This is a genomic window from Xenorhabdus taiwanensis (assembly GCF_036512875.1).
GTDB classification, from domain to species: Bacteria; Pseudomonadota; Gammaproteobacteria; order Enterobacterales; family Enterobacteriaceae; genus Xenorhabdus; species Xenorhabdus taiwanensis.
On sequence record NZ_AP028978.1, the window covers coordinates 1,905,246 to 1,929,154 of the forward strand.

Annotated in this window: 22 protein-coding genes and 1 pseudogene; 15 read left to right on the plus strand and 8 right to left on the minus strand. The window is 43.6% G+C overall.

The window, feature by feature from the left end; genetic code table 11:
- Positions 1-67 precede the first annotated feature (67 nt).
- The 3 genes from ruvC to ruvB all read left to right on the plus strand — a co-directional run bounded on the left by ruvC (position 68) and on the right by ruvB (position 2,309).
- Entirely contained in the window at positions 68-589 is a 522-nt protein-coding gene (gene ruvC / locus ACE1SE_RS08675) for a crossover junction endodeoxyribonuclease RuvC (RefSeq protein ID WP_374053478.1), read from the plus strand.
- 78 nt (positions 590-667) lie between these two features.
- Entirely contained in the window at positions 668-1,285 is a 618-nt protein-coding gene (gene ruvA, locus ACE1SE_RS08680; RefSeq protein WP_374053479.1) for a Holliday junction branch migration protein RuvA, read from the plus strand.
- A gap of 16 nt (positions 1,286-1,301) precedes the next feature.
- Positions 1,302-2,309, plus strand: coding sequence for a Holliday junction branch migration DNA helicase RuvB (ruvB, locus tag ACE1SE_RS08685; protein ID WP_374053480.1), 1,008 nt, complete (start codon positions 1,302-1,304; stop codon positions 2,307-2,309).
- Positions 2,310-2,424: 115 nt separating this feature from the next.
- Here the strand turns inward: ruvB and znuB are convergent, their stop codons facing one another.
- Positions 2,425-3,210 carry a zinc ABC transporter permease subunit ZnuB gene (znuB, locus tag ACE1SE_RS08690; protein WP_374053481.1) on the minus strand — a complete coding sequence of 262 codons (786 nt, stop codon included), beginning with the start codon at positions 3,208-3,210 and terminating at the stop codon, positions 2,425-2,427.
- On the minus strand, positions 3,210-3,989 hold the full coding sequence (gene znuC, locus ACE1SE_RS08695; protein WP_374053482.1) for a zinc ABC transporter ATP-binding protein ZnuC: 780 nt from the start codon (positions 3,987-3,989) through the stop codon (positions 3,210-3,212). Before znuC ends, znuB begins: the two co-directional genes overlap by 1 nt.
- Before the next feature lie 52 nt (positions 3,990-4,041).
- On the opposite strand from znuC, the gene znuA reads away from it, so the two are divergent.
- From znuA to lpxM, 3 genes are all read left to right on the plus strand, one after another.
- The gene (gene znuA, locus ACE1SE_RS08700; RefSeq protein ID WP_374053483.1) at positions 4,042-5,001 is read left to right on the plus strand and encodes a zinc ABC transporter substrate-binding protein ZnuA; all 960 of its coding nucleotides are present in this window, start codon (positions 4,042-4,044) and stop codon (positions 4,999-5,001) included.
- A 20-nt stretch (positions 5,002-5,021) separates the two neighbouring features.
- The gene (mepM, locus tag ACE1SE_RS08705; RefSeq protein WP_374053484.1) at positions 5,022-6,338 is read left to right on the plus strand and encodes a murein DD-endopeptidase MepM; all 1,317 of its coding nucleotides are present in this window, start codon (positions 5,022-5,024) and stop codon (positions 6,336-6,338) included.
- Between the two features lie 123 nt (positions 6,339-6,461).
- Positions 6,462-7,430 carry a lauroyl-Kdo(2)-lipid IV(A) myristoyltransferase gene (gene lpxM / locus ACE1SE_RS08710; protein WP_374053485.1) on the plus strand — a complete coding sequence of 323 codons (969 nt, stop codon included), beginning with the start codon at positions 6,462-6,464 and terminating at the stop codon, positions 7,428-7,430.
- Positions 7,431-7,648: 218 nt separating this feature from the next.
- Here lpxM and pyk read toward each other — a convergent pair whose 3' ends face one another.
- The gene (gene pyk / locus ACE1SE_RS08715) at positions 7,649-9,091 is read right to left on the minus strand and encodes a pyruvate kinase (protein ID WP_374053486.1); all 1,443 of its coding nucleotides are present in this window, start codon (positions 9,089-9,091) and stop codon (positions 7,649-7,651) included.
- 229 nt (positions 9,092-9,320) lie between these two features.
- A complete protein-coding gene (locus ACE1SE_RS08720) occupies positions 9,321-10,169 on the minus strand; it encodes a MurR/RpiR family transcriptional regulator (RefSeq protein ID WP_374053487.1) in 849 nt (282 codons plus the stop codon).
- Between the two features lie 316 nt (positions 10,170-10,485).
- Between ACE1SE_RS08720 and zwf the strand changes: the two genes are divergently transcribed.
- Entirely contained in the window at positions 10,486-11,961 is a 1,476-nt protein-coding gene (zwf, locus tag ACE1SE_RS08725) for a glucose-6-phosphate dehydrogenase (RefSeq protein WP_374053488.1), read from the plus strand.
- Positions 11,962-12,909: 948 nt separating this feature from the next.
- On the opposite strand, the gene tnpA is transcribed toward zwf, so the two are convergent.
- Complete coding sequence (gene tnpA / locus ACE1SE_RS08730) at positions 12,910-13,365, minus strand: IS200/IS605 family transposase (protein WP_099118097.1); 456 nt, start codon at positions 13,363-13,365, stop codon at positions 12,910-12,912.
- Between the two features lie 625 nt (positions 13,366-13,990).
- Here tnpA and mdtJ point away from each other — a divergent pair.
- Together mdtJ and mdtI are read left to right on the plus strand one after the other, a co-directional pair.
- On the plus strand, positions 13,991-14,431 hold the full coding sequence (gene mdtJ, locus ACE1SE_RS08735) for a multidrug/spermidine efflux SMR transporter subunit MdtJ (RefSeq protein WP_374053489.1): 441 nt from the start codon (positions 13,991-13,993) through the stop codon (positions 14,429-14,431).
- 1 nt (position 14,432) lies between these two features.
- The gene (mdtI, locus tag ACE1SE_RS08740; RefSeq protein ID WP_374053490.1) at positions 14,433-14,765 is read left to right on the plus strand and encodes a multidrug/spermidine efflux SMR transporter subunit MdtI; all 333 of its coding nucleotides are present in this window, start codon (positions 14,433-14,435) and stop codon (positions 14,763-14,765) included.
- Between the two features lie 93 nt (positions 14,766-14,858).
- Here the strand turns inward: mdtI and ACE1SE_RS08745 are convergent, their stop codons facing one another.
- Positions 14,859-15,203: a RidA family protein gene (locus ACE1SE_RS08745; RefSeq protein WP_374053491.1), complete on the minus strand. Its 345-nt coding sequence runs from the start codon at positions 15,201-15,203 to the stop codon at positions 14,859-14,861.
- A gap of 102 nt (positions 15,204-15,305) precedes the next feature.
- On the opposite strand from ACE1SE_RS08745, the gene yoaA reads away from it, so the two are divergent.
- The 5 genes and pseudogenes from yoaA to ACE1SE_RS08770 form a co-directional block, all read left to right on the plus strand.
- The gene (gene yoaA / locus ACE1SE_RS08750) at positions 15,306-17,222 is read left to right on the plus strand and encodes a DNA repair helicase YoaA (protein WP_374053492.1); all 1,917 of its coding nucleotides are present in this window, start codon (positions 15,306-15,308) and stop codon (positions 17,220-17,222) included.
- 80 nt (positions 17,223-17,302) lie between these two features.
- Complete coding sequence (gene tsaB / locus ACE1SE_RS08755) at positions 17,303-17,998, plus strand: tRNA (adenosine(37)-N6)-threonylcarbamoyltransferase complex dimerization subunit type 1 TsaB (protein ID WP_374053493.1); 696 nt, start codon at positions 17,303-17,305, stop codon at positions 17,996-17,998.
- A gap of 138 nt (positions 17,999-18,136) precedes the next feature.
- The gene (locus ACE1SE_RS08760; RefSeq protein WP_374053494.1) at positions 18,137-18,721 is read left to right on the plus strand and encodes a Slp family lipoprotein; all 585 of its coding nucleotides are present in this window, start codon (positions 18,137-18,139) and stop codon (positions 18,719-18,721) included.
- A gap of 464 nt (positions 18,722-19,185) precedes the next feature.
- On the plus strand, positions 19,186-20,877 hold the full coding sequence (fadD, locus tag ACE1SE_RS08765) for a long-chain-fatty-acid--CoA ligase FadD (RefSeq protein ID WP_374053495.1): 1,692 nt from the start codon (positions 19,186-19,188) through the stop codon (positions 20,875-20,877).
- 33 nt (positions 20,878-20,910) lie between these two features.
- Positions 20,911-21,289 (plus strand): annotated as a pseudogene (locus tag ACE1SE_RS08770) (DDE-type integrase/transposase/recombinase); the annotation flags it as partial.
- Here the strand turns inward: ACE1SE_RS08770 and ACE1SE_RS08775 are convergent.
- Together ACE1SE_RS08775 and ACE1SE_RS08780 are read right to left on the minus strand one after the other, a co-directional pair.
- On the minus strand, positions 21,250-21,687 hold the full coding sequence (locus tag ACE1SE_RS08775; protein WP_374053496.1) for a transposase: 438 nt from the start codon (positions 21,685-21,687) through the stop codon (positions 21,250-21,252). The pseudogene ACE1SE_RS08770 and the gene ACE1SE_RS08775 overlap by 40 nt on opposite strands.
- A 3-nt stretch (positions 21,688-21,690) precedes the next feature.
- Entirely contained in the window at positions 21,691-21,909 is a 219-nt protein-coding gene (locus ACE1SE_RS08780) for an IS110 family transposase (RefSeq protein ID WP_374053497.1), read from the minus strand.
- Between the two features lie 221 nt (positions 21,910-22,130).
- On the opposite strand from ACE1SE_RS08780, the gene ACE1SE_RS08785 reads away from it, so the two are divergent.
- On the plus strand, positions 22,131-23,888 hold the full coding sequence (locus ACE1SE_RS08785; RefSeq protein WP_374053498.1) for a type VI secretion system baseplate subunit TssF: 1,758 nt from the start codon (positions 22,131-22,133) through the stop codon (positions 23,886-23,888).
- The last annotated feature ends 21 nt before the right edge of the window (positions 23,889-23,909 follow it).

A 23,909-nucleotide genomic window follows, 5' to 3' on the forward strand; every position in this document is an offset into this window, starting at 1 on the left:
TCTCTAACGTTTTTATCCCATATCACAGGTGAGCCGGTTGCGGCGGAATTTAAGTGAATAATTCGATATGGCGATTATTCTTGGTATTGACCCTGGCTCCAGAGTCACGGGATATGGCGTTATTCGCCAGCAGGGACGGCAACTTATCTATCTCGGTAGCGGTTGTATTCGAACAAAAGTAGATGACTTACCCGGTCGTTTGCAGAAGATCTACGCCGGAATTACTGAAATCATCACCCAATTCCAACCCCATGTTTTTGCAATAGAGCAAGTTTTCATGGCGAAAAATGCGGATTCAGCCTTGAAATTAGGGCAAGCGCGTGGTGTGGCCATTGTCGCGGCCTCTAACCAATCCATACCGGTATTTGAATATGCAGCCCGTCAGGTTAAACAGACAGTGGTTGGTACGGGGGCGGCTGAAAAAAGCCAGATTCAGCACATGGTACGTTCGATGCTGAAATTGTCTGCTAATCCGCAGGCCGATGCCGCTGATGCTTTGGCTATTGCTATTACACATTGTCATCTCAGCCAAAACCTGCTTCGGGTAGGTGATGCGCGGTTAAATTTAACGCGAGGTCGCTTGAAATAGTTGGTGCTGGATATACGTCCAGTTTTTTTTGTGCTATAAGCTAGCGGAACGATTTATTTTATTTTCAGGGGGTAAACAGTGATAGGGCGTTTGAGAGGAACCGTGTTGGAAAAACAGCCACCGTTGGTTTTATTGGAAACTCATGGTGTCGGTTATGAAGTTCATATGCCAATGACCTGTTTTTATGAACTGCCTGAAATTGGTCAGGAAGCTATCTTATTTACACAATTTATTGTACGTGAGGATGCTCAGTTATTATACGGTTTTAATAATAAACAGGAGCGGGCACTTTTCCGTGAACTGATTAAGGTCAATGGCGTTGGGCCTAAATTAGCTCTGGCAATCCTTTCGGGTATGTCTGCCCAGCAATTCGTTACCGCTATAGAACAAGAAGCCATTGCTTCATTGGTTAAGTTGCCGGGTGTTGGTAAAAAAACGGCTGAAAGGCTAGTTGTAGAGATGAAAGATCGCTTTAAGGGGCTTAACGGCGATCTATTTAACCAAAGTAGTGATGTTAATTTGCCGGCAGTCAGCAAACAAGCGAATTCTACAGCCGATATTGAAGCAGAAGCCGCAGCGGCACTGGTTTCTCTGGGATATAAACCGCAGGAAGCCAGCCGGATGGTGAGTAAAGTAGCTAAACCAGGTGCAGATTGTGAAACCCTTATTCGAGAAGCACTTCGTGCGGCTCTGTAATCACAGGAGTTAAGTGATGATTGAAGCTGACCGTCTAGTTTCAGCAGGCGTTCTGCAAGATGATGAAGCCATTGATCGTGCTATCCGGCCGAAATTTCTGTCTGAGTATGTTGGGCAACCCCATGTTTGTGAGCAGATGGAAATTTTTATCCAGGCGGCACGTCAGCGTGGTGATGCACTGGATCACTTATTAATTTTTGGTCCCCCAGGGTTAGGTAAGACCACACTGGCAAATATTGTTGCAAATGAAATGGGAGTTAATCTTCGTACCACATCGGGGCCAGTATTGGAAAAGGCAGGGGATCTTGCCGCTATGCTCACTAATCTGGAGCCGCATGATGTACTGTTTATTGATGAAATCCACCGTTTATCACCGGTTGTGGAAGAAATTCTTTATCCGGCAATGGAAGATTATCAACTGGATATTATGATTGGTGAAGGGCCAGCCGCCCGCTCTATCAAGATTGATCTTCCCCCATTTACGTTGATTGGTGCAACTACTCGTGCCGGTTCCTTAACTTCACCATTACGTGATCGATTCGGTATCGTACAGCGCCTTGAATTTTATAATGTTGATGATTTGCAGAGCATCGTTTCCCGCAGTGCACGCTATATGGGATTAGATATTTCAGATGATGGTGCAAGGCAGATCGCAATGCGTTCCCGCGGCACTCCCCGTATTACTAATCGATTATTGCGTCGTGTACGTGATTTTGCTCAGGTGAAAGGTAATGGTACGGTTGATAGCAATATTGCATCTCAGGCTCTGGATATGCTGAATGTCGATTCGGCCGGGTTTGATTATCTTGATCGTAAATTGCTGATTGCCATTATTGATAAATTTATGGGCGGCCCTGTTGGCTTGGATAACTTGGCAGCGGCGATTGGTGAAGAACGAGAAACTATCGAAGATGTGCTGGAACCTTTCCTGATCCAGCAAGGATTTATTCAACGAACGCCACGCGGGCGTATTGCAACCCATCATGCTTATCGGCATTTTGGATTGAGCAAGGAAAACGAATAACGACATTGATTTATCAAGTAAAAAAAGGGTTATAATCTATCTCAGTTATAACCCCTGTCAGTGGTATTTGAGCTGTCGCTAAAAAGCTGCAATGGCAAGGCGAAGAGGATTAATATCAGCTTTTAGCCTTGCTTATTAAACTCAATGCAAATAATACTGCTGAACAAAGTACAACGGAAGGCCCTGCCGGTGTGTTATAAAACGCCGATAATGTTAATCCTCCAGTAACAGAAAGCATACCGACAATCATTGCAAAAACGGCCATTTGTTCAGGTGTGCGGGAGAAACGACGGGAGGTCGCGGCAGGGATAATCAGCAGGGAGGTGATAATTAACGCCCCGACGAATTTCATTGCCAGCCCAATAGTTAATGCTGTCACTAACATCAGTAAGATACGCAGACGTTGAATTTTAATGCCATCGACAAAAGCCAGATCCTGACTAACTGTCATTGATAGCAGAGCGCGCCATTGCCATGTCAGTAATCCAGTAACAATCGAAACACCGGCGGCAATCAACCAGAGATCTTCATAAGTCACAGACAACAAATCGCCAAATAAATACGCCATTAGATCAACCCTCACACTGGTCATAAAACTAACGACGACTAAGCCCAACGACAAGGCACTGTGAGCCAGAATGCCTAATAATGTATCAACTGCCAATTGTGGACGTTTTTCCAACCAAACTAAAATAGTGGCCAGAATAAGTGTAACCGCAATAACCGCATAAAATGGATTCACATTCAGTAAGAAACCGAATGCAACACCGAGCAGTGATGCGTGTGCCAGTGTATCGCCAAAATAGGACATTCTGCGCCAAACGACGAAAGAACCAAGAGGCCCTGCGGCAATTGCCAAAAAAATACCGGCGAGCCAGCCGGGAAGCAATAATTCAATCATCAACGTGATTCCCCAACATTTTTCAAAATAATTTTCCCTCTAAGATCATGATGATGATTGTGGTGATGGCGGTAAACTGCCAGTTGCTCTGCACCATGATGCCCAAACATTGCAATAAATTCTGGATGCATTGACACCACTTCCGGTGTGCCAGAACAACAAATGTGTTGATTGAGGCATAAAACTTCGTCTGTTTTCGCCATTACTAAATGCAGGTCATGGGATACCATAAGCACAGCACAATTAAGTTCTGTTCTGATTTGGTTGATTAAGTCATAAAGCGCCAGTTGGCCATTGACATCGACGCCTTGTGTTGGTTCATCAAGAACCAAAAGCTGGGGGTGGTTTAATAAAGCTCTGGCGATTAGTACACGCTGAGTTTCTCCACCAGACAGTTTTTGCATTGGTTGCTCTAATAAGTGAGCAGCCTTGACCCGATTTAATACCGGCATGATATCTGCGGATTTCACATTGGGCCTTAGCAGCATAAAACGCTTAACAGTCAGGGGCAGAGTGGGATCAAGGTTAAGTTTTTGCGGAACATAACCAATTCTCAACGTGGGATTCTGTTCAATAGTGCCCGAAGTGGGTTGCACTAGACCAAGAACGACGCGGACCAGAGTTGATTTTCCCGCACCGTTTGGGCCGATCAGCGTCAGAATTTTCCCTTGTTTGAGATTGAATGAAATATTGTTTAATACCTTGCGGTTACCAAATTCAACCGTAATATTTTTTAAGGTAATCATCGTTGGTGAGTTAAAAGTGTCTTGCAGAATCATTGAAATGTTATAATATAACAAAATTAAATTTTCTGCATGGAATATTCATATTATGTTACACAACTCACAGAAATACGCGCATAAATTTTTTCATAAAATCGCATTAGCGACTGTGTTAGTGGCAGGAGTGAATGGCTCTGCGCAGGCCGATGTTGTCACATCCATTCGGCCATTGGGTTTTATTGCTGCTGCCATTGCTGATGGTGTAACAAAGACTCAGGTACTTTTACCCGATGGTGCTTCTCCACATGATTATGCGTTACGGCCTCTGGATGTACAGAAAATTAATCAAGCCGATTTGGTTGTTTGGATCGGCCCAGATATGGAAACTTTTTTGGCAAAACCGATAGCTAAAATTGAACAGAATAAGCGACTGTCACTGGCTGAATTATCGACTATTAAGCCACTGTTATTGAAAAATAGTGAAGATGGTAATGATCCTGATGCTGAATCATATCAGCATAAACATGAGAAAGATCATGAACATCATCATCACGGTGAGTATAATATGCATATTTGGCTTTCTCCAGAGATTGCGGAAAAAGCCGCTCAGGCAATATATGATCAGCTTATTGAACAATATCCTCAACAAAAACAGCAATTAGAAGTAAACCTACGTAAATTCAATGGACAGCTAGCACAAACTGATAAGAATATTACTTATGTTTTAAAGCCTGCACAAAAGCAGGGTTATTTTGTTTTTCATGATGCGTATGGTTATTTTGAAAAACACTACCAATTGGCTCCGCTGGGTGTTTTTACGGTCAATCCTGAAATACAACCTGGTGCGCAGAGGTTACACAAAATACGAACACAATTGGTTGAGCAGAAAGCAAGATGTATTTTTGCTGAACCTCAATTTAAGCCAGCCGTTATTCATGCCGTAGCAAAAGGTACTGATGTACGTATTGGAATACTTGACCCTTTAGGGAGTGGTATCGTATTGGATAAAGATAGCTACATGAAATTTATAACTCAGCTATCAAAACAATACGCGAGCTGCCTGAATTAGTACAGTAAGGAATTTTATTAGTGCAGCAGATAGCTAAAACTATCGTTCTGGTATACAACAACCTGCCCAAACCACACAAGATCATGCTTGGATCTCTAACGCTGGTCACTTTGGCTATCGCGGTATGGCGGCCTGTTGTTTATCATGAACGGGAAGAACGAACAGGTAGTATTATTCTCAGTACCCCTAATAGCATTCCAGAAGCAACGGATGACGTTGCTGGGGATGCTAATGAACAACTCCCCAATGAGGGCATTGGGGATGATGATAGCAGCTCTGTTGATACAGCAGTAAATGCTCCGCACCAATATGTTGTCTCCAGTGGTGATACTCTGAGTTCGATTTTAACTCAGTTCGGAATTGATTCCTCTGATGTTGCTTTGTTAGCAAATCAATATAAGTCATTGCGTAATTTAGGTATTGGTCAGTCATTATCGTGGACTACTGACGATAATGGGAATTTAAAAACGCTGACTTGGGATATATCACGTCGTGAAACTCGCGTTTATACTCGCGAAGGGGATACTTTTAACGAAACGCAAGAGTTCCAGAAGGGAGAATGGAAAAATAGTGTCATCACAGGTACAGTTGATGGCAGTTTTAATAGTAGCGCCCTGATTGCTGGATTAACCAGCAGCGAAGCCAGAGAAGTAACAAAAGCGTTGCAATGGCAGATAGATTTCCGCAAATTGCGTAAAGGCGACCGTTTTTCTGTGCTGATGTCCCGTGAACTGCTTGATGGGAAAAGTGAACAGAGCCAATTGTTAGGTGTTCGCTTACAGAGTGGTGGCAACGATTATTATGCTTTCCGAGCCAATGATGGCCGTTTTTACGACAGCAATGCTTCCGGTCTTGAGCGTGGTTTCCTGCGTTTCCCCACAACTAAACAGTTCAGAGTATCTTCTTCTTTCAATCCACATCGCTTAAATCCGGTAACCGGCAGAATTACAGCACACAAAGGGGTTGATTTTGCTATGCCAGTAGGAACGCCCGTCTTGGCAGTGGGTGATGGCGAAATCGTTGTTGCCAAATTTGATGGTGCAGCCGGTAATTTCATTGCCATTCGGCACGGCCGTCAATATACAACTCGATACATGCACTTGAGAAAAATACTGGTAAAACCGGGTCAGAAAGTGAAACGAGGTGAACGTATTGCGTTATCAGGGAATACGGGGCGTTCGACAGGCCCACACTTACACTTTGAATTCTGGGATAACCAGAGGCCGGTTAATCCTCTCACTGCAAAATTACCGCGTTCTGGTGGGCTGAGTGGTAAAGAGCGTACAGAATATGTAGCAATGGTTCGAGAGACTAAGCCTCAATTGTTGTTAGATTAAGTGCATCAATTTCCAATTATTGACAGAGATAAAAGCGGATGATTACTATCATCCGCTTTTATCTTATTTTTTGTTGTAAACTCTCGCTTTGAGAGCAAATATTGGGATCATCAGAGTTAGCTCATGAATAAAGAAAAAGATACAGATAGTAAATTGGGATATGTCCCTCGGTTTCATCGAGCTTATTTACATCCCCGCTATTGGGGGCTTTGGGCTGGCGTGGGTATATTGGCAGGATTGTCTTATATCCCTGTAAAATGGCGTGATCCATTCCTGGCCAAGATAGGTATTTGGGCGGGAAAAAAAGCGAAAAGTGCCCGTCGCAGGGCAAGAATCAATTTAATTTATTGCTTTCCTGAGTTAACGGAACAACAGCACGAAGAGCTGATTGATCGCATGTTTGCTACCGCCCCTCAATCGTTTGTTATGCTGGCGGAGCTTTGCCTCAGAGGAGCAAAATCGACACTTGAACGAACCCAATGGCATGGCGAAGACATTATTCAGGCTTTAAAGGCACAAGGCAAAAATGTCATTTTTATGGTTCCACATGGCTGGTCTGTTGATATTCCCGCAATGTTGTTGGCTGCACGTGGACAAAAAATGTCGGCTATGTTTCACCACCAAAGCAATCCAGTGGCTGATTACTTATGGAACAAAGCGCGCTGTCACTTTAGTGGTCGTCTGCATTCCCGTGATGCGGGAATTAAACCTTTTATCTCTACAGTGCGGGAAGGCTTTTGGGGATATTATTTGCCTGATCAGGATCATGGCGAAGAGCACAGCGAATTCGTCGATTTTTTTGCCACTTATAAAGCTACTTTGCCTGCACTTGGGCGTTTAATGAAAGTTTGCCGCGCGGCCATTGTTCCGTTATTTCCTGTTTATAATTGCCAAACCCATCAGTTAGACATTTATATCCGCCCGCCAATGGAGGATATTGCAGGGCAGGATGATGCCTATATTGCGCGCCGGATGAATGAGGAATTGGAAGAATTGGTGAAGCCGAATCCTGAACAATACACTTGGATCTTAAAATTACTTAAGACACGGAAAGCAGGGGATATTGAGCCTTATAAAAGGGAAGATTTGTGATTGGAATAACGCCATATGAACATTGAGTTTACCTTATAAATTAACTGAGATCCCCTTAATCAATAATTGTCCTTTAATTAGGGGATAGGTGCTAAGGATGAGGAAGTGATCTGGTTTTTGGGATGCTTATTTATATGTGTCCGTTTTAGAGCAATGATGAGAAGTAGTTAAATGTGAGAATAGGGCTGTGATAGAGCAGCCCTATATTTATATTGAGATTATTCTACTTCAAGTACACGACAGGTATTAGTGCTGCCAATAGTTCCCATTTGATCACCTTGGGTCACGAGTACCAAATCCCCAGAGATAAGATAGCCTTTATCGCGCAAGCGATTCACTGCTTCATTTGCCGCAGCGATCCCGTCAGTATGTGAGCTACAATAAACTGGCGTCACACCACGATAAAGGGCAGTACGGTTTAAGGTTGATTCATGGCGAGACATAGAGAAGATAGGCAGGCCAGAACTGATACGGGACATCATACGAGCTGTGCGGCCAGATTCAGTCATGGCGATAATTGCCTTGACGCCTTTCAGATGATTGGCTGCATACATGGTAGACATTGAAATCGCTTCTTCAATGCTATCAAATGTAATATCCAGACGATGTTTGGAAACATTGACACTTGGCATTTTTTCCGCACCAAGACAGACTTGTGCCATAGCGGCAACGGTTTCCGCAGGATACTGACCTGCGGCTGTTTCAGCAGAGAGCATAACAGCATCAGTACCATCCAGTACCGCATTGGCGACATCCATGACTTCGGCACGCGTCGGCATTGGGTTGGTGATCATGGATTCCATCATTTGTGTGGCTGTAATCACGACACGATTCAGTTGGCGAGCGCGGCGGATCAGTTTCTTCTGTACACCAACCAGCTCAGGATCACCAATTTCAACACCGAGATCACCACGAGCGACCATGACAACATCCGATGCCAGAATAATTTCATCAATAATTTCATCACTGCTAACAGCTTCTGCTCGCTCAACTTTTGCAACGATTTGGGTTTCACAACCTGCATCTCGTGCGAGACGGCGAGCATAATTCACATCTTCACCTGAACGAGGGAAAGAAACTGCAAGATAATCAACATCTATCTTGGCTGCTGTGATGATATCTTCCTTATCTTTTGCGGTCAGTGCTTCGGCTGATAACCCGCCGCCTAATTTATTGATGCCCTTATTGTTGGAAAGCGGGCCTCCTACAGTCACTTCCGTGAAAACTTTCATCCCCTGAACTTCCAGGACTTTCAATTGAACGCGTCCATCATCTAATAGCAGGATATCACCAGCCGTTACATCAGATGGCAAACCTTTATAGTCAATACCGACTTTTTCTTTATCTCCCTCTCCCTTACTTAGGTTGGCATCCAGCAGGAATTTATCCCCAACATTCAGGAAAATTTTTCCTTCCTTAAAGGTGGATATGCGTATTTTGGGTCCTTGAAGATCACCGAGGATAGCAACATGACAACCTAAACGGGCAGCAATCTCGCGCACTTTATTAGCACGTTGGATATGTTCTTCCGCAGTGCCATGAGAGAAATTAAGGCGGACGACGTTGGCTCCCGCTTGGATAACTTTTTCTAGGTTGTCGTCACGATCTGTAGCTGGGCCGAGTGTAGTGACGATTTTTGTTCTTCTGAGCCGTCTGGACATGTATTACTCCGTTGACCTATGAAGTATACCTTTTGTTTTTCAAGTTGCCGCATCGTTGGGGGAAACTTAAAATCCATTAAGTATATGAGTTTTCGATTACCGTAGGGTAACCATTTAATTTATTGATTATTAACCCCGCACTGCAAATATGCAGTGGGAAAAAGTCTACATATGCTATCAGTCTGGAGAGTTGATAAATAGTGAACAAAAACACAGTCTATTTTCTGATTTATTCAGGCTTATCAAACCGTGAATTACGCAAAGCTTCTTTGACCCTCTTCAAATTATCTCTGAATTTTGAGCCGCGGCGCAGTGTAAAACCAGTTGCCAGCACATCAATGATGGTTAATTGAGCAATTCTTGAAACCATCGGCATATAAATATCTGTATCTTCGGGTACATCCAATAGAATGGGGAGGGTTGCTTCGTGTGCTAATGGGGAGCCGGTCGAGGTAATGGCGATCACTGTTGCATCGTTCTCGCGGGCCAGTTTAGCAATTTCTACAAGGCTTTTTGTTCTTCCGGTATGGGAAATTAATACGACAACATCTCCTTCGGTACTGCTAATACAGCTCATTCGTTGCATCACAATATCGTCAAAATAGGTCACTGGAATATTGAAGCGAAAAAATTTGTTCATGGCATCATGAGCCACGGCGGCTGATGCTCCCAAACCAAAAAAGGAGAGTTTTCTGGCTTGTGTCAGAAGGTCGACTGCTCGGTTAATTGCTGCAATATCCAGATTACTTTTGACTGTTTCCAGATTTGCCATTACTGATTCGAAAATTTTGTTTGTATAAGAGGTGACGCTGTCACTTTCTTCCACATTGCGGTTCACATAAGGTGTACCATTGGCGAGGCTTTGTGCCAGATGCAATTTAAAGTCAGGAAACCCTTTGGTATTGAGACGACGACAAAAACGATTAACCGTTGGCTCACTGACATTCGCCATTTTAGCCAGAGTGGCAATGCTTGAATGGATGGCAGTCTGTGGCGAAGCAAGGATGACCTGTGCAACCATTTTCTCTGACTTACTCAAAACATCAAGACTATTTTGGAGCCGTTCCAGTGTATTCATAAAACGAAGTTCAACCTCGGTTTTAACGATTTCATTAACAGGAGAAATCTATGTCATTTTCATGAAAATATACTACTTGTTATTGAAAGCTGGCAGTGGCAATAACCGGATAACATGGGATTTTTCATAAAAATATGACAAGTGTCTAACTTTCAACTCGGTAAGATTAATTCTTAATCGTTGTAAATTTTCAATAGCAATGTGAAATACGAAGAGCGATATGAATAATCTATGTTTACTGCATATAACCAAAAGGGTACATTACCCACAGATTCTGTAAAAAAATTACAATATCCCGTAATTGAGGAGATGCAACATGGCGGTGACGTCTACAGCTCAGGCTTGTAATTTGGTAATTTTTGGGGCGAAAGGAGACTTAGCACGCCGGAAATTAATGCCTTCCCTTTACCAGTTGGAAAAAGCGGGTTATATCCATCCTGATACCCGAATTATCGGCGTTGGTCGAGCTGAGTGGGATAAAAAAGCCTATACTAAAGTCGTTGAAGAAGCATTGGTGACATTTATGTCCGAAAAATTAGACTCAGAATTGTGGAAGAAGCTCAGTTCGCGTCTGGAATTTTGTAATTTGGACGTAAATGAGACTGGACATTTTACCGAATTGGCAAAAATAATTAATAAAGATGACTTACCCGCTATTCACTATTTTGCCATGCCTCCAAGTACATTTGGAGCAGTATGTCATGGATTAGGCGCTGCGGGGCTGAATACGGAACCCAACCGTGTGGTGATGGAAAAACCACTGGGAACAGATCTTGCTTCTTCCAGAGCGATTAATGATGAAGTTGCAAAATATTTCAATGAGAGCCAAATTTACCGTATTGACCATTATTTGGGGAAAGAAACGGTATTAAACTTGTTAGCGCTGCGTTTTGCCAACTCACTTTTTGTTAATAATTGGGATCATCGCACGATTGATCATGTGCAAATTACCGTTGCTGAGGAAGTGGGTATCGAAGGGCGTTGGGGCTATTTCGATCAGGCAGGGCAGATGCGTGACATGATCCAGAATCATCTTCTGCAGATTCTGACTATGATTGCTATGTCACCACCATCTGACCTGACAGCAGATCGCATTCGCGATGAGAAAGTGAAAGTGTTGCGTTCATTGCGTCGGATTGATCAGACTAATGTCAGGGAAAAAACGGTTCGCGGGCAATATACCGCAGGTTTTGTACATGGTAAGAAAGTTCCTGGTTATCTGGAAGAAGAGGGGGCGAATAAAGCCAGTAAAACGGAAACTTTTGTATCTATTCGTGTTGATATTGATGACTGGCGCTGGTCTGGTGTGCCTTTCTATCTGAGAACCGGAAAGCGGTTACCAGCCAAATGTTCTGAAGTTGTCGTTTATTTCAAAGAACCTTCTCTGAATCTGTTTGCTGAATCCTACCAGCAATTACCGCAAAATAAATTGACAATCCGCTTGCAGCCAGATGAAGGTATTGATATTGAAGTGCTGAATAAAGCGCCGGGACTGGAACATAAACACCGTTTGCAAACGACCAAACTGGATCTGAGTTTCTCTGAAACATTTAACCAGACGCATCTTGCTGATGCTTATGAAAGGTTATTGCTGGAAGCAATGCGCGGCATTCAGGCATTGTTTGTCCGTCGTGATGAAGTGGAAGAAGCCTGGAAATGGGTGGATTCCATTATGGATGCATGGGCGGCGGATAATGAACCACCGAAACCTTATCAGGCAGGCACGTGGGGACCAGTAGCTTCTATCGCTATGATTACCCGCGATGGTCGTTCATGGAATGAGTTTGAATAATCTGCGTGTTCTTTAGCTCACATTTAGCTACTCATTGATAAAACATCAGCCGGATCCAATATTCGGCTGGTGTTTATGGGCTAGTTTAATCATTTTAGTTACCTGATACTATAGCCGTAATCATCTTGAGAAAAAATACGGCTGTAGTACCAGGATAAACCCAAAGTTTAAATCAAAAAATAATACAATAGAAATTAACATGAAAATATTTAACTTATATGTTAAATAATGAAAACCTTCAAAAATAAGTGTTGTTTAAAAAATAAATATAATATAGATAGACATTATTATTTTTGTTTTCAATATATGGCTTGTCAAAAATATTAAATTTTAAAGTTAAATCTATCTAATTAAAAAATTCAATTAAGAAATATAACAGCGGATGATAATTACCATACATTAAACCAATAGGCGGTTTCTACGTGTACCAGCTCTTTAATAACAACTATCAATGATTCTAATATTACAAATGGATATGTTTATGGGCGTACCATGGAATTTGGTTTAGAGCTGGAATCAAGTATTCTTATGATACCACGTGCTTGTAACTTGGCAGCAACTGGTCCCAACAGTAAAACTAATCTATCTTTGATATCCCGAAAAGTTGGATAAAGGATAAGTCTATCGCAAACACATTGTATGATTATACTCAATGGTCAATTGTAGCAGATCTAACCAATTTAAAATATGACATCAAAATTTATACTGATTCGGTATTACGTTGCATTTCCTTTAATGATTTTGATCTCGATGCTAGTGTGGACGTCTCTCATCCGATGGTATCAAGTAAAGTACCAGATTTGATACCTGAATAACGGAACTTTAATATAAATCATAACCACCCGTATAACGGGTGGTTTGCTCTTGCCCTATAAGGGCTTGTTACCGACTGCGCCTAAATGACGCTGCTTTCTCTTCGTTCAAGCTAAGTGTCTTTGCTGCTTTGGCCTACCCCTTGAAGGGGTCTACATGCTCTTTACTACTCAATTTATCCGAGATTAAATCCGACTTTTCTTGCTCTCTGATATACTTTTGAATTGTCGCTTCATTTAGCCCTACCGTACTGACATAGAACCCTTCCGCCCAAAACTTTCTGTTGCCAAATTTATATTTTAAATTGGCGTGTCTATCAAAGATCATCAACGAACTTTTACCCTTCAAATATCCCATAAAGCTTGAAACGCTTAGCTTTGGTGGAATACTCACCAACATATGAACATGATCTGGCATGAGATGACCTTCGATTATTTCCACACCTTTATACTTACAAAGGTCTCTGAGGATCTCTCCCACACTTGAACGAATATTATTAAAAATCACTTTCCGTCTATATTTCGGCGAAAAGACGATATGGTATTTACACAGCCACTTTGTATGCGCTGAGCTTTGTGCTTTAATGCCCATAAACACCTTTCCTTATTTGAGTTACGAATATTAGCTTGAACATCTATATCGTAACGGAAAGGTGTTTTTCTTGGTATAACCTTTGAACTCCACCCGCAAAGCGGGTGGTTTTATGTTTAAGACGCTAACGCGATTTAAACTGGCTAAAGCCATAAAATTATTTCAAACTCCATTTTTAGTAAAAAATGGAGTTTGATTAATCAAATACAAATCATTGCTTTTTATTTTGGAGTATGGTAGAAATATGCCATTCATTTACTCATATGAGGGTTCGTAGTATATCATGCGATGTTTGTTATAGTAGCTGTATAGTTATCGTGTGATGAAAGAATAAAACATCATGAATAGCGCCAAAAGCGTCAACATTCAACATAGTAACAAAATTCAACGTTGTACCCATGTTTTTTTCCTCTCAACTATCTTATCCAGTGAGCACTACTGGTGCGGCGCCCTTTAGGGCCTCTTCCTGCTAACCGGTTTTTCACCGGCAATTTTTGTTTGCCAAAATATTTCGCTAAAAAGTCAGTTTGATTCTGATATTGCGTAATTGCGTTTGCAGCCGACTTTGTTGGCCTTTATAGCTTGATATCTTGGCATGCTTATTAGTATGTTCAGGAGAGAAAAAATGATTTATTGGGTGTTTCTTGTATTGGCGATTGTGACAGAAGTGATTGGTACTCTGTCAATGAAACAAGCCAGTGTTTCGGGTGATTTTACAGGCATGATCGTGATGTACACCATGATCACAACTTCTTATATTTTGCTGGCCGTTGCTGTGAAAAAAGTGGCATTGGGCGTGGCTTATGCACTGTGGGAAGGTATTGGGATCCTGTTTATTACCACTTTTAGTGTGATGTGGTTCAACGAGTCACTGTCATTGATGAAAATTAGTGGATTGGTATTGTTGATAGCCGGAATTGCCTTGATCAAGATGGGGGAGAAAAAGAGCCAAGATCAAGCTTCAAACAATGCAGCAAAAAGTAAGACATCAAAAAGCAATGCATCCCAAAATAATCCATCAAGAGTATTAAACAATATTTCGAACAAGCAAATCAGGGAGGCATGATATGCTAACTCAATTTGAATGGTGGCATGGTGCGTTCCTGATTCTGGCTGTTGTTTTGGAAATTGTGGCAAATATTTTATTGAAATTGTCCAATGGATTTCAGCGTTTCTGGATGGGTATTTTGTCTCTGTTTGCTGTTTTGGGCGCATTTAGTGCGTTGGCCCAGGCAGTGAAAGGAATAGAACTTTCCATTGCTTACGCCTTATGGGGTGCATTCGGCATTATTGCTACAGTGGCAGCAGGCTGGATAATGTTTAATCAACGACTGAATTTTAAGGGATGGAGCGGTATTGTGCTGTTATTGATAGGCATGATTATTATTAAGATGGCGTAATTTTTTACTCTCCATTCCTTAAATTTCATTTCTAAACATGGCATTGAACGAGCAATAACTCATTCAATGCCATATTTGTTTGATAAGTGCAGATTATAAAGCGGCGATAATTTTGATTTCTACTTTATACTTAGGATCCATCAATGCTGCTTGAACAGTACAGCGAACTGGCGCACTTCCGGCAACAACCCATGCATCCCAGGCAGCGTTCATACCTGCAAAATCAGCCTTATCCGCCAGAAAAATCGTAACATCCAGGATTTTGCTTTTATCTGAACCAAGACGATGTAACAGGGTATCAATGGCAGCCAGAGTATCGGCGGTTTGCTCTGTAATATCACCGTCCAGTTGTTCTGGTACGCTGGTATAATAGATAGTGCCATTGTGAACGACCGCTTCTGACCAACGGGTATCTGGATCAATGCGTTTAATAGTCATTAAATCTCCTGTTAATTTATCCAGGTTTTTGCCGAATTGAGTAGTTATTACAACTCAGTATTGGCATAATTCTGCCACATTTTTTATTGAAAGAGACTGTTTGTGTCAGACGATTTTGCGAAAAATGGCATACTAGCCAAAGCCATACCAGGTTTCAAGCCACGTGATGCCCAGCGGGAAATGTCTTCAGCTATTACAGTTGCGATTAAAAAACAGCAACAATTAGTCGTAGAAGCAGGAACGGGAACCGGTAAAACATTTGCTTATCTGGTACCTGCTTTGCGCTCCGGTAAAAAAGTGATTATTTCTACTGGTTCTAAGGCATTGCAGGATCAACTCTACAATCGGGATCTACCCACTATTGTTGATGCGTTAGGTTTTACAGGCAATCTGGCGCTATTAAAAGGGCGCTCAAATTATTTATGCCTTGAACGTCTTGAGCAACAGACAATCGGCAATTCCCAGTTGGAAGCTGAAATTCTGGCGGAAGTTATCAAATTGAAGCATTGGTCAGGCCATACAAAAGATGGTGATATCAGCACCTGTCATCAGGTGGCGGAAGATAGTACTGTTTGGCCATTGGTCACGAGTACTAATGACAATTGTCTTGGCAGTGATTGTCCATGTTATCAGGAATGTTTCGTTCTGAAAGCCCGTCGAAAAGCGATGGAAGCCGATGTGGTGGTTGTTAACCATCATCTATTTATGGCAGATATGGTGGTTAAGGATACCGGATTTGGTGAATTAATCCCGCAGGCTGATGTGGTGATTTTCGATGAAGCTCACCAGATCCCTGATATTGCCAGCCAATATTTTGGTCAGCAGTTAAGTAGCCGCCAATTGATGGATTTATCGCGTGATATTATTCTGGCTTACCGTACTGAAGTGCGGGATCAGGTGCAATTGCAAAAAAGTGCAGATCGCCTCAGCCAAAGTGCACAAGATTTCCGTTTGTCATTGGGTGAAAACAGCTATCGGGGTAATCTTCGTGAGGCTTTGCAACAGCAGCAAGTTCAGCGTGCATTAGTGCGGCTGGATGATGCCCTTGAGCTTTGTTATGACGTGATGAAGCTCTCTTTAGGGCGTTCAGCCATGTTGGATGTGGCTTTTGAACGGGCAACGATTTATCGCAATCGTCTTAAGCGTCTGATTGATGTCAGCATACCCAATTACAGCTATTGGTTCGAAAGTTATGGGCGGCATTTTTTGCTGGCACTAACACCGTTATCTGTTGCCGACAAATTCAGTGAAATGATCCGTGAACAATCAGGTAGTTGGATTTTTACATCGGCAACATTGTCGGTCAATGAACAGCTAAATCATTTCACTGAACGTTTAGGGCTAAAACAAGCCCAAACATTACTCTTGTCCAGTCCGTTTGATTATCAACGTCAAATGTTATTATGTGTTCCGCGCCATTTGCCATCACCTAACCAAAATGGTGGTGCAAAATGGCTGGCTCGTATGTTGAAGCCATTAATTGAAAGCAATAAAGGGCGTTGTTTTTTCCTCTGTACTTCTCACCAAATGATGCGTAGTTTGGCGGAAGAATTCCGTGCCAGTATGACATTGCCAGTATTGGTGCAGGGGGAAACGAGCAAGACACAACTTCTGACACAATTTATCTCTGCGGGCAATGCATTGCTGGTGGCGACCGGCAGCTTTTGGGAAGGCGTAGATGTCCGCGGTGATGCATTGTCCTGTGTTATTATTGATAAATTGCCGTTCACTGCGCCGGATGATCCTTTGCTTAAGGCTCGTATTGAGGATTGCCAACTTAAGGGCGGGGATGCTTTTCACGAAGTCCAGCTTCCCGATGCTGTGATTGATTTGAAGCAGGGCGTTGGACGCCTGATCCGCGATATTGATGATTATGGTGTTGTGGTCATTTGTGATAATCGTCTGGTGATGCGTCCATATGGTGAGGTTTTTCTAAACAGCCTGCCTCCCGCTCCCCGTACCCGTGATTTATCAAAAGCAATTGCGTTTCTGAACTCACGCCCACCGCGGTCTGGGTAATAAAATGTCGGGGCGATGATGTTGGGGCTATGGTAGTATAGCCCTTTATTTTGAATCCTATATCTTGCCGGAGTTAAGGCATGTCCACGCGAATTTTAGCTATTGATACTGCAACTGAAGCCTGTTCTGCTGCGCTTTGGAATGAAGGTGCTATTGAGGCACAGTTTGAAATTTCCCCACGGGAACACACTCAACGTATTTTACCGATGGTTCAGGCGGTTTTATCAAAAAGTGGAGTGAGCCTGCAACAATTAGATGCGTTGGCATTTGGCCGTGGACCGGGTAGTTTTACCGGTGTACGGATTGGTGTTGGCATCGCACAAGGGCTGGCATTGGGTGCTGAATTACCGATGATTGGTGTTTCCTCGCTGAAAACAATGGCGCAAGGGGCTTTTCGCTTAAAAGGAGCAACAAATGTTTTGGTTGCTATTGATGCGCGGATGGGAGAAGTTTACTGGGGACAATACACTCGTAATTCGCAAGGTGAGTGGCAGGGCGATGAAACGGAAGCGGTTTTGAAACCTGAACAAGTGCAAGAGATTATGAATTCTCTGTCAGGCGAATGGGGTATTGCTGGAACGGGATGGGAAGCCTATCCTCAATTATTAGACAGCCACTTAATGCTGACCGCAAGCGATGTGACTTTACCCCATGCGGAAGATATGCTGCCGTTGGCCATTCAGATGTGGGAAGCGGGGGAAGCGACAGCGGTTGAACATGCTGAACCCGTTTACTTACGTAATGAAGTGACATGGAAAAAATTGCCGGGCCGTTAAGGATAAGGAGCTTTTGCTTGGTGCAATAAAATCTATGCAACTTGTGGCAGAAAGCGGTGTCCATGAGTATAAAGGGCTAGAGTATGGCTAACCAAATGGATGGTTAGCCTAGTAAGATTTTTCTACGTTGGAGGCGTTATGCTCAATGGAATATACAATCGAAGCATACTGCAAGCGGTGGCATTATTGGGAACCCTGGTACTTGCGGGCTGTGTGTCAATTCCTGATGTTATTAAAGGAACGACTAAAACACCAGTGGGAAATCTGCATTCTGTCAAGAACATGCCTGAGTTATACATTGGGCATGAAGGGAGATTTGGTGGCAAGGTACTGAGTGTCTTGAATGAAAAAAGCCAGACTCGATTAGAAATATCTGCCATGCCACTAGCAGGCAATGCTTCCCCACGTTTGAATGCACCTTCTTTGGGACGAGTTTATGCCTACGTGAATACTTTTTTAGAACCCAGTGATTTTAAAGATCATTATGTGACTGTTGTAGGTTTGATTACTGGTCTTGAAAAAGGAAAAGTAGGTAATAGTCCGTATAATTACGTTGTGATGAATGTAACAGGAGTGAAACGTTGGTATGAATCTCAGAGAATGATTTTGCCTCCTGCTGTAGGAATTGATCCGTGGAGTTATTATGGCAACCCTTATGATCCATTTTGGCGCGGTTATTCGCCATTTCAACCTGTATCAGTTGAAACAATTTTAACTGAATAAACCTCTTGCCAACCAAGAGATATCTGGTAACAGGTATTTGTCTCCTAACAAAAGCAAACCTGCTACTAGGGTTATTCCGTCGGTAAAAGAGACAACTTTCCGTTATTTCGCGACATGAACTCCTAATAATTATCTTTTAACTGATATGTTTTATTTATAATCATTTGGAATAATGGTAAGACTCCAAACCAAAAATTAGTAAATCAATGTATAATTAGCTAATTATAAATCCAAGTGCTAATAATTTAACTAATTCATTGATAAATAATAAAAAATATCCGGGCGGCAAAAGCTGCCTTATTTTTTTGCAGTAATTGATAGTATTAAATTAGTGATGTGTATCGCCAACCTGAACATTGTTGCTTTGCAAACTGGTACGCTGAGTTAATAATTTGTTAAATGCACAAGCCAGGTTTTTTTATGGTCAGTGGTTACATCGCAATTAGATTTCAGGAGTATTCAACTTGGAAAAAGTTTGGCTAAAACATTATCCGGCAGATGTTCCGGCAGAAATCGATCCCGATCGTTATTCGTCGTTGATTGAAATGTTTGAAAATGCTGTAGCGCGTTATGCCGATCAAGTCGCATTTATCAATATGGGCGAGGTAATGACTTTCCGTAAATTGGAAGAGCGTAGCCGTGCCTTTGCTGCCTACTTACAGAATGGCCTGGGGCTGAAACAAGGAGATCGGGTGGCATTGATGATGCCCAATTTATTGCAATACCCCGTGGCACTATTTGGTATTCTGCGTGCAGGTATGATTGTTGTAAATGTGAACCCGCTCTATACCCCGCGTGAATTGGAACACCAGCTTAATGATAGTGGCACATCTGCCATTGTTATCGTTTCTAACTTTGCACATACCCTAGAAAAGATTGTCTTTAATACGCAAGTCAAGAACGTTATTTTGACGCGCATGGGTGACCAGCTTTCTCGTCCCAAAGGAACCCTTGTTGATTTTGTTGTTAAATACGTTAAACGGCTCGTACCTAAATATCACTTACCGGATGCCATTTCGTTTCGCAGTGCGATCCATAAAGGCTACCGTATGCAGTATGTCAAACCCGATGTGAAAAATGAGGATTTGGCTTTTCTGCAATATACGGGGGGAACCACAGGTGTAGCAAAAGGTGCAATGCTAACTCATCGTAATATATTGGCAAACCTCGAACAGGCTAGAGCTTGTTATTCTCCATTATTGAAGCCTGGGCAAGAGTTAGTGGTAACTGCGTTGCCGTTGTACCATATCTTTGCTTTGACGATAAATTGCCTGTTCTTTATTGAATTGGGTGGGCAGAATTTGTTGATTACTAACCCTCGCGATGTAAACGGCACGGTCAAGGAACTATCGCGTTATCGCTTTACTGCATTATCGGGTGTTAACACGCTATTCAATGCCTGGCTGAATAATCCGGAATTCCAGAAGCTGAATTTCTCCTCATTACGTTTATCTGTTGGCGGCGGCATGGCTGTACAACGAGTGGTGGCTGAAAAGTGGAAAAACCTGACAGGTCGTCATCTACTGGAAGGTTATGGATTGACGGAATGTTCTCCTCTGGTTTCAGCTAACCCACATAACTTAACTTATTACAGTGGTAGTATTGGCTTCCCCATTGCTTCAACAGAAATGAAGCTAGTAGGGAATGATGGTAATGAAGTTTCATCGGGCGAAGTGGGTGAAATGTGGGTACGTGGACCACAGGTAATGAAAGGTTACTGGAATCGCCTTGATGCGACGGATGAGGTGTTGAAAGATGGCTGGTTGGCAACTGGAGATATTGCCAGCGTAGATGAAAAAGGTTTTTTCCGCATTGTGGATCGGAAAAAAGACATGATTCTGGTTTCCGGGTTTAATGTCTATCCAAATGAAGTGGAAGATGTTGTTTCTTCCCATCCTAAAGTGTTAGAGTCGGCAGCATTGGGCGTTCCGAGTGAGAACTCAGGAGAAATTGTCAAAGTATTTGTGGTACGCAAAGATCCCAGTTTGACTGAGGATGAACTTAAAATGCATTGTCGTCGTTACCTGACTGGATATAAGGTACCGAAGATCGTTGAATTCCGCGATGAGTTGCCAAAATCCAATGTAGGTAAAATTCTTCGTAGAGAACTTCGTAATGAAGAGTTGGCAAAAGCAGGTAATCCTGCTAAAAATTGAGTATGGTAATTGCTACCCCATTGCACACCGGTTGGGCGCTGGCTGGCTCGCCGGCTAACGCAAGAATGCGGCCTGCAAAGTCGTCAGCCGGGGGCCCACCGTTATCGTCCACCGGGGAAAGAACACGTGGCGTCGCCGGATTTTTTGCAGCAGCATTTTGCCCCGGCTAGCCCAAATACCCGGTGGTGCGGGGACATCACGTACATTCGGACGCAGGAAGGTTGGCGTTACCTCGCGGTGGTGATGGGTTTATTTTCCCGCCGCGTGGTGGGCATGGCCATCGGATGCCGAGTTGGTCTGTCGGGCACTGAGTCATGCCCTGAAAACGCGCCATATAGAAGGGCGGCTGATTTTTCATTCAGATCAAGGCAGTCAATACAGTAGCAAAAAGTTCCGCCGCTTACTTTGGCGAAATTTTCCTCCTAAACTGTGTTGCCGGGGAACCAGTCCACACCAGGCAGACAGTTGTTGGCCATTGGCAAATTGGGATGCACTGACGTCACTCACGAAGGCGGCCGCGATAAGAGGACCAACGCCGGGAATAGTGAGCAGATGCTCATAACCCGGTTGCTGACGGGAAAGTGCCGCTATTTCGTTATCCATGTCATGAATGCCGGTGTTCAAATGCTGCATCTCTTCCCATAAGGTATGCAATAAACGACGCAGTATAAAAGACAGGTTAGTGCTGTCATCTTCCAGAATATCCGGGAGAGGCTGTTGAAGTTTTTGAATGCCGGCAGGCACAATCAGTCCCGATTCAGCGAGAAAAGCCCGCATTTGGTTAGCAAGTGCGGTACGCTGTTCTACCATGAGTTACCGAGCACTACGCAGTGCCTTGATATCTTGCTGTTCCACGGTCTTGACGGGAACAAAATGAAGACCTGGACGACAGGCTGTTTCACCAATAGCCAGCGCATCATTGGCATCTTTTTTTTGATGATGGCTGAAGGCCTTGACGTGTTGAGTCGGGACTAACCTGACGGTATATCCCATCGCTTGCAGCGTTCGCTCCCAGTAGTGAGATGTTGCCATTAAGGATTCCTGCCAGCCTGATTTTTGCCTGAATTACCGTGCATATTCCGATAATCCCCCTATATTCTGTCAACACCAGCCAAAAACTGGATTTAATTCGTTAATTAATTTGATTGATTAATGTGTAGAATAAATGTGCTTTTCTGTTCAGCTATGCATTTTATCTCGCTGAGATTCAGCATGATTCCGAAGCCTAATTGATAAAACATAAGTTAAATTCAATGAAAAACAACAAAGAATCGCTTTATCTAAAAGAGCGCGCTTACCTGCGAGAGCTGGCTGAGCACATCGCGAAAGAGTCACCGCATCTGGCTGAATTTCTGGTTTCCTCTCATGACCCTGATATTGCCCGTGTTTTCGAAGCCTTTGCGTTTTTGATTGCCAATCTGCGGGACAAGCTGGAGGATAATTTGCCCGAAATTGTTCACGGCATTCTCTCCCGTATCTGGCCGTTAGCCCTGTCTCCTATTCCACCGACGACGATAGTACAGTTTACGCCTACGGATGATGAACATCAGGGCACTGCCGAGATCCCGATCAGTACATCGGTGTCTGCCAGCCTTAACGGGCAGTTGATCAACTTTAAAACCTGCCGTCCTTTGCATATTGAACCGCTGATTGTCCAGGAGCGCGCAGTCAGGAAAACGGGCACTCACAGTGAAATCATCCTGACACTATGCCAAACCGGTTCGGCGTCTTCTTTCTGGCAAAGCGGAGCTTTATCTTTTTTCCTTGGCACCGATACGGAGCGCGCCGCCCAGCTCAGCCTGTGGCTGGATCAACATATCTGTGATATCAGCCTGAACACACAGGGTGAGCAACGAACAATGAAAAGTTTTCCTGATGGCTGGCATGGCTTGCTTGACGAACCGTTGCTGCCCAGCGCCAAAAGTCCCTATTCCGGCCTGCAACCGTTGGTGGAATACTATGCGTTGCCGGCGCTTTATAACTTTGTCACGCTGGATATCAGCAGCAGTTGCGCAAACGTCCCGCTGAATGACGATGGCACGTTTGAGCTGATTTTGCGTTTCGGGGGGGAATTGCCACTGGATGATGTCGAGGGAGCATTTTTGTTGGGTTGTGTGCCGGCGATCCATCTGGAAAACCAGACCAGCCCGCCTGTCCGGTTGGAAGCCGGTAATCACTGCTATCCGCTGCCATTGGGCGGATCAGTGTGCGTTTACCGTCTGCAGGAGGTTCAGGTGGTGGTGCAGCCCGAAGACAGTGAGCAGCGTGGCACACCTTATCACTGGCTGCCGATTGAGCAGTTTGTTCCCGCCGGGCGTTTTTTCGATGACGATGCGCAGCCCGACACGTTTTACTACCAGCTCCAGACTGAATCTGATTTTCTGGGCAGGATCCAACATCGGCTGTGCTTTTTTGATTTGACCGGCAATCCGGCAAACAATCTGCCGGAGATTGCTGTCTCGTGCTCTTTCATCGGCTACCATGGGCAGGCACTGACGCTGGAACCAGGCGCAATTACCGTGACGCAGGAAAATGCACCGTCCCATCTTGATGTGCAGAATATTATTCCGGTGGTGACCGATTATCCACCATTGTTACAGGAAAATAACGGCTGGCCGCTGCTCTCCTGCCTCGCCAGCCCGCCGATGATGTTATTTGCCACCGACAGCCTGAAACAGTTTCTCCGGTTGTTTGACCCGTATGCTGACACGCATCGCCCCTTGAGCCGCCAGTTCCGCCAACACATTGACGGCATTGTACAGGTGGAAGAGAGCCTGACTGACCGGATGCGGCGGGTGCGCCCCATTCGCGGGCATTTACTCTCACTGACGCTGAACCCTGATTGTTATCGTAATCAGGGAGAAATGTATCGCTTCTGCCGGTTAATCAATCAGGTATTAGCTTGTTTTATCACCCAATCTTCGTTTGTCATGCTGGAGATTTTCACCCCTGACAGTCACAAGGTGCTATGGCAGTTCTGGCATGTCGATGGGTTACGTCCGTCCATGTAAGGCATGCATGTCATAATCGAT

Bases quoted from the DNA above. Each gene is read 5' to 3' on its own strand.
- ACE1SE_RS08760 (WP_374053494.1), top strand. From the start codon at position 18,137: ATGCTCAATGGAATATACAATCGAAGCATACTGCAAGCGGTGGCATTA.
- lpxM (WP_374053485.1), top strand. From the start codon at position 6,462: ATGAATAAAGAAAAAGATACAGATAGTAAATTGGGATATGTCCCTCGG.
- zwf (WP_374053488.1), top strand. From the start codon at position 10,486: ATGGCGGTGACGTCTACAGCTCAGGCTTGTAATTTGGTAATTTTTGGG.
- tsaB (WP_374053493.1), top strand. From the start codon at position 17,303: ATGTCCACGCGAATTTTAGCTATTGATACTGCAACTGAAGCCTGTTCT.
- ACE1SE_RS08775 (WP_374053496.1), bottom strand. From the start codon at position 21,687: ATGGTAGAACAGCGTACCGCACTTGCTAACCAAATGCGGGCTTTTCTC.
- ACE1SE_RS08745 (WP_374053491.1), bottom strand. From the start codon at position 15,203: ATGACTATTAAACGCATTGATCCAGATACCCGTTGGTCAGAAGCGGTC.
- ruvB (WP_374053480.1), top strand. From the start codon at position 1,302: ATGATTGAAGCTGACCGTCTAGTTTCAGCAGGCGTTCTGCAAGATGAT.
- ACE1SE_RS08780 (WP_374053497.1), bottom strand. From the start codon at position 21,909: ATGGCAACATCTCACTACTGGGAGCGAACGCTGCAAGCGATGGGATAT.
- ruvC (WP_374053478.1), top strand. From the start codon at position 68: ATGGCGATTATTCTTGGTATTGACCCTGGCTCCAGAGTCACGGGATAT.
- mdtI (WP_374053490.1), top strand. From the start codon at position 14,433: ATGCTAACTCAATTTGAATGGTGGCATGGTGCGTTCCTGATTCTGGCT.
- pyk (WP_374053486.1), bottom strand. From the start codon at position 9,091: ATGTCCAGACGGCTCAGAAGAACAAAAATCGTCACTACACTCGGCCCA.
- ACE1SE_RS08720 (WP_374053487.1), bottom strand. From the start codon at position 10,169: ATGAATACACTGGAACGGCTCCAAAATAGTCTTGATGTTTTGAGTAAG.
- tnpA (WP_099118097.1), bottom strand. From the start codon at position 13,365: ATGGGCATTAAAGCACAAAGCTCAGCGCATACAAAGTGGCTGTGTAAA.
- znuC (WP_374053482.1), bottom strand. From the start codon at position 3,989: ATGATTCTGCAAGACACTTTTAACTCACCAACGATGATTACCTTAAAA.
- ACE1SE_RS08785 (WP_374053498.1), top strand. From the start codon at position 22,131: ATGAAAAACAACAAAGAATCGCTTTATCTAAAAGAGCGCGCTTACCTG.
- mdtJ (WP_374053489.1), top strand. From the start codon at position 13,991: ATGATTTATTGGGTGTTTCTTGTATTGGCGATTGTGACAGAAGTGATT.
- znuA (WP_374053483.1), top strand. From the start codon at position 4,042: ATGTTACACAACTCACAGAAATACGCGCATAAATTTTTTCATAAAATC.
- znuB (WP_374053481.1), bottom strand. From the start codon at position 3,210: ATGATTGAATTATTGCTTCCCGGCTGGCTCGCCGGTATTTTTTTGGCA.